Below are 4,259 nucleotides of genomic sequence, written 5' to 3' on the forward strand. Positions count from 1 at the left end.
TCTAAACCCATCAGCCCGAAGACTGAATGGAGCGGGAAACGAGATTCGAACTCGCGACCCTCGCCTTGGCAAGGCGATGCTCTACCACTGAGCTATTCCCGCACTCCGGCATCTCGTCGAGAGAAAGTGGCGTCCCATAGGGGGTTCGAACCCCTGTTACCGCCGTGAAAGGGCGGTGTCCTAGACCACTAGACGAATGGGACGCTGCGTCTCGCCTCGTCGAGATGGCGCGTATATTACTCAGGGACTTGGGGAGTGTCAAGCGCCTGTCGCCGAAGGCGGGACCGGCGACCAAACGTTGGCGGGCGGGCTGGAAAAATCACCGACCCCGGATGTCACAATGGAGGCAGGCGCCACCGAAGAAGGAGAGAGGCCATGCGCAAGAAGATCCACAAGAGCGATGCCGAGTGGCGGGAGCAGCTCAGCCCCGAGCAGTACCGAGTGACCCGGGAGAAGGGCACCGAACGCCCCTTCACGGGCGACTACGGGGTCAGCGACGAGCACGGCATCTATCACTGCGTGTGCTGCCACGCACCGCTGTTCGAGAACGAACACAAGTTCGATGCCGGCTGCGGCTGGCCCAGCTTCGACCGTCCCCTCACCAGCGGCTGCGTGGCACAGCAGCCCGACGACAGCCACGGCATGCAGCGCATCGAGGTGCTGTGCGCCCGCTGCGACGCCCATCTCGGCCACGTCTTCCCGGACGGCCCGCCGGAGACCACCGGCCAGCGCTACTGCATCAACTCCGTGGCCATCGACTTCCACGCCGGGGAATAGTGGCACGCCCCGCCTGAGGCGGCCGGCCATCTGCTATGATGGTCGGCCGTTTCATTTGGCAAGCAGGAGAAGTGGGATGCTCGGCTGGTACCCGGGACACATGAACAAGGCGCGCCGCCAGATCCTAGAGGCGCTGCCGGAGATCGACGTGGTGATCGAGGTGCTCGACGCCCGTCTCCCCTACTCCAGCGCCAACCCCATGCTGGCGGAGCTCACCCGCCACAAGCCGGTGCTCAAGATCCTGTCCCGCGCCGACCTGGCCGACCCGGCGCGCACCCGGGAGTGGACGGCCCACTTCGACGCCCAGGCCGATACGCGCGCCCTGGCGGTGACCACCACCCAGGCCCGGGAACTCAAGCGCATCCCCAAGCTTTGCCACGAGCTGGCCGGCCAGGTGCGCGCCGATCGTGACGTACGGGTGATGGTCATGGGCATTCCCAACGTGGGCAAGTCGACGCTGATCAATGGCCTGGCCCGACGCACCATCGCCAAGACCGGCAACGAGCCGGCGGTCACCAAGCGCCAGCAGAAGGTGCGCATCGGCGGCCAGGTGGCGCTGATCGACACCCCCGGGGTGCTGTGGCCGAAGATCGAGGATCAGGCCAGCGCCTATCGCCTGGCGGCCAGCGGCGCCATCCGCGACACCGCCATCGACTACGTGGACGTGGCCGTGGTGGCCGCCGCGGAGCTGGCGCGCCGCTACCCCGAGGCGCTGACCGGACGCTACAAGCTCAAGGCGCTGCCCCCCTACCGCCCGACGCCCGGCGCCGAGCGGGTCGACGCCGACGGCGACGCCCCCCTCGACCTGCTGGCGCTCACCGGGTTCGACGGCCATGCCATCCTGAGAGAGATCGCGGCCAAGCGCGGCGGCCTGCGCCCCGGTGGCGAGGTGGACCTGCACCGCGGCGCCGAGGTGCTGCTGCACGAGCTGCGCGACGGCAAGCTCGGCCGCCTGACCCTGGAGACGCCGGCCGACATCCCCGACGAGGCGTCCCCGGAAGCGGACGAGGTCGACGCCCCCGCCGATCCGGCCCCCTGACGCCTCGTCACGATCATGCACACTCGCCGCCCTGCGGCCCCTGGAGACCACTGGACACCCATCCCATGGACACTGCCCCGCTCAGGAAATCGCACAAGCTCGACAACGTCTGCTACGACATCCGCGGCCCGGTGCTCGACCACGCCAAGCGCCTGGAAGAGGAAGGCCAGCGCATCCTCAAGCTGAACATCGGCAACCCCGCGCCGTTCGGCTTCGAGGCGCCGGAGGAGATCCTCCAGGACGTGATGCGCAACCTGCCCACCGCCCAGGGCTACTGCGACTCCAAGGGGCTCTACTCGGCGCGCAAGGCGATCATGCAGGAATGCCAGCGCAAGGCCATCCCCGGGGTCGGCATCGAGGACATCTTCATCGGCAACGGGGTCTCCGAGCTGATCGTGATGGCCCTGCAGGCGCTGCTCAACGACGGCGACGAGGTGCTGATCCCGGCGCCGGACTACCCGCTGTGGACCGCCGCCGCCAACCTCTCCGGCGGCCGCGCGGTGCACTACCGCTGCGACGAGCAGGCCGACTGGGCGCCGGACCTGGCCGACATCCGCCAGAAGGTCACCGGCCACACCCGGGCCATCGTCATCATCAACCCCAACAACCCCACCGGCGCCGTCTACCCGCCGGAGGTGGTGCGCGAGCTGCTGGCGATCGCCCACGAGCACGACCTGGTGGTGTTCTCCGACGAGATCTACGACAAGATCCTCTACGACGGCACCGAGCACGTGGCCACCGGCTCCCTGGCCGCCGACGACCAGCTGGTGGTGACCCTCAACGGCCTGTCCAAGAGCTACCGCTGCGCCGGCTTTCGCAGCGGCTGGATGACGCTCTCCGGCGGCATCGCCAAGCAGCGCGCCGAGGACTTCATCCAGGGCATCAACATGCTGGCCTCGATGCGCCTGTGCGCCAACGTGCCGGCCCAGCACGCCATCCAGACGGCCCTGGGCGGCTACCAGTCGATCAACGACCTGATCCTGCCCGGGGGGCGGCTGCTCGCCCAGCGCGACATCACCTACGACAAGCTCAACGCCATCCCCGGCGTCTCCTGCGTCAAGCCCAAGGGGGCGCTCTACGCCTTCCCCCGGCTGGACCCCAAGGTCTACAACATCCAGGACGACCAGCAGCTGGTGCTGGACCTGCTGCTGCAGGAGAAGATCCTGCTGGTCCAGGGCACCGCCTTCAACTGGCCCGAGCCCGACCATGTGCGCATCGTCACCCTGCCCTGGGCCGACCAGCTCGAGGACGCCCTCGACCGCTTCGCCCGCTTCCTGTCCCGCTACCGCCAATGACGCGCGTCGGACTTGAAACCCTGGCCCCGAGACCGTATCTAAGCATTTGCTTCTAGGCGCCGCCCCGAGGGGGCGGCCTGGCGTGACACCCCCGACGGAGACTTCCGGCAATGATGAGAATCCTGCTGTTCCTGGGCACCAACCTGGCGGTGATCCTGGTGGCCAGCATCACCCTGCGCCTGCTCGGCGTGGAACCCTACCTCAGCGCGCAGGGCATCAACTTCAATGCCCTGCTGATCTTCTGCTTCGTGTTCGGCATGGCCGGCTCGCTGGTGTCGCTGTTCATCTCCAAGTGGATGGCCAAGAAGACCACCGGCACGGTGATCATCGAGCAGCCCTCCAACGGCAGCGAGCAGTGGCTGCTGGACACCGTGGCCGAGCTGGCCCGGGATGCCGGCATCAAGACGCCCGAGGTGGGCATCTTCCCCGCCCAGCAGTCCAACGCCTTCGCCACCGGCTGGAACAAGGACGATGCCCTGGTGGCGGTCTCCGCGGGGCTGCTCAACCGCATGCGCCCCGAGGAGATCCGTGCGGTGCTGGCCCACGAGATCGGCCACGTGGCCAATGGCGACATGGTCACCCTGGCGCTGATCCAGGGCGTGCTCAACACCTTCGTGATGTTCTTCGCGCGGGTGGTGGCGCAGCTGGTGGACAGCTTCCTGCGCCGCGACGACAGCGAGGGGCTGGGCTTCTTCGGCTACTTCGCGGTGGTGATCGTCGCCGAGATCGTCTTCGGGCTGATCGCCTCGGCCATCGTCGCCTGGTTCTCGCGCTTCCGCGAGTATCGGGCCGATGCCGCCGGGGCCAGGCTCGCCGGCAGCGGCGCCATGATCAACGCCCTGGCCCGGCTCAAGGCCGAGACCCAGATGCCCGACCAGATGCCGGACACCCTCACGGCCTTCGCCATCACCACCGGCCAGACCCGCAAGCTGATGGAGCGGCTGTTCGCCAGCCACCCGCCGCTGGACGAGCGCATCCGCGCCCTCAAGGAAGCGGCCTACCGGCAGTAAGGTGAGGTTCGAGGTTCGAGGTTCGAGGTTCGAGGTTCGAGGTTCGAGGTTCGAGGTTCGAGGTTCGAGGTTCGAGGTTCGAGGTTCGAGGTTCGAGGTTCGAGGTTCGAGGTTCGAGGTTCGAGGTTCGAGGTTCGA

General features: G+C 67.6%; 4 protein-coding genes and 2 tRNA genes. 4 read left to right on the forward strand and 2 right to left on the reverse strand.

The annotated features are described in order from the left end of the window. Positions 1–27: 27 nt before the first annotated feature. A tRNA-Gly gene (locus QC818_RS18240) sits at positions 28–102 on the reverse strand. A 25-nt stretch (positions 103–127) separates the two neighbouring features. Then, a tRNA-Glu gene (locus tag QC818_RS18245) sits at positions 128–203 on the reverse strand. Between the two features lie 172 nt (positions 204–375). Between QC818_RS18245 and msrB the strand changes: the two genes are divergently transcribed. From msrB to htpX, 4 genes are all read left to right on the forward strand, one after another. Then, on the forward strand, positions 376–777 hold the full coding sequence (gene msrB / locus QC818_RS18250) for a peptide-methionine (R)-S-oxide reductase MsrB (RefSeq protein ID WP_309654296.1): 402 nt from the start codon (positions 376–378) through the stop codon (positions 775–777). Positions 778–853: 76 nt separating this feature from the next. Beyond that, positions 854–1,816 (forward strand): ribosome biogenesis GTPase YlqF, encoded by a 963-nt coding sequence (ylqF, locus tag QC818_RS18255; RefSeq protein ID WP_309654297.1) that lies wholly within the window; start codon positions 854–856, stop codon positions 1,814–1,816. A 65-nt stretch (positions 1,817–1,881) separates the two neighbouring features. Continuing rightward, the gene (locus QC818_RS18260; protein ID WP_309654298.1) at positions 1,882–3,111 is read left to right on the forward strand and encodes a pyridoxal phosphate-dependent aminotransferase; all 1,230 of its coding nucleotides are present in this window, start codon (positions 1,882–1,884) and stop codon (positions 3,109–3,111) included. A 110-nt stretch (positions 3,112–3,221) separates the two neighbouring features. Continuing rightward, entirely contained in the window at positions 3,222–4,121 is a 900-nt protein-coding gene (htpX, locus tag QC818_RS18265; protein WP_309654299.1) for a protease HtpX, read from the forward strand. Positions 4,122–4,259: the final 138 nt, after the last annotated feature.

Origin of the sequence: Halomonas koreensis (genome assembly GCF_031451675.1) — a bacterium.
Lineage (GTDB): Bacteria > Pseudomonadota > Gammaproteobacteria > Pseudomonadales > Halomonadaceae > Halomonas > Halomonas koreensis.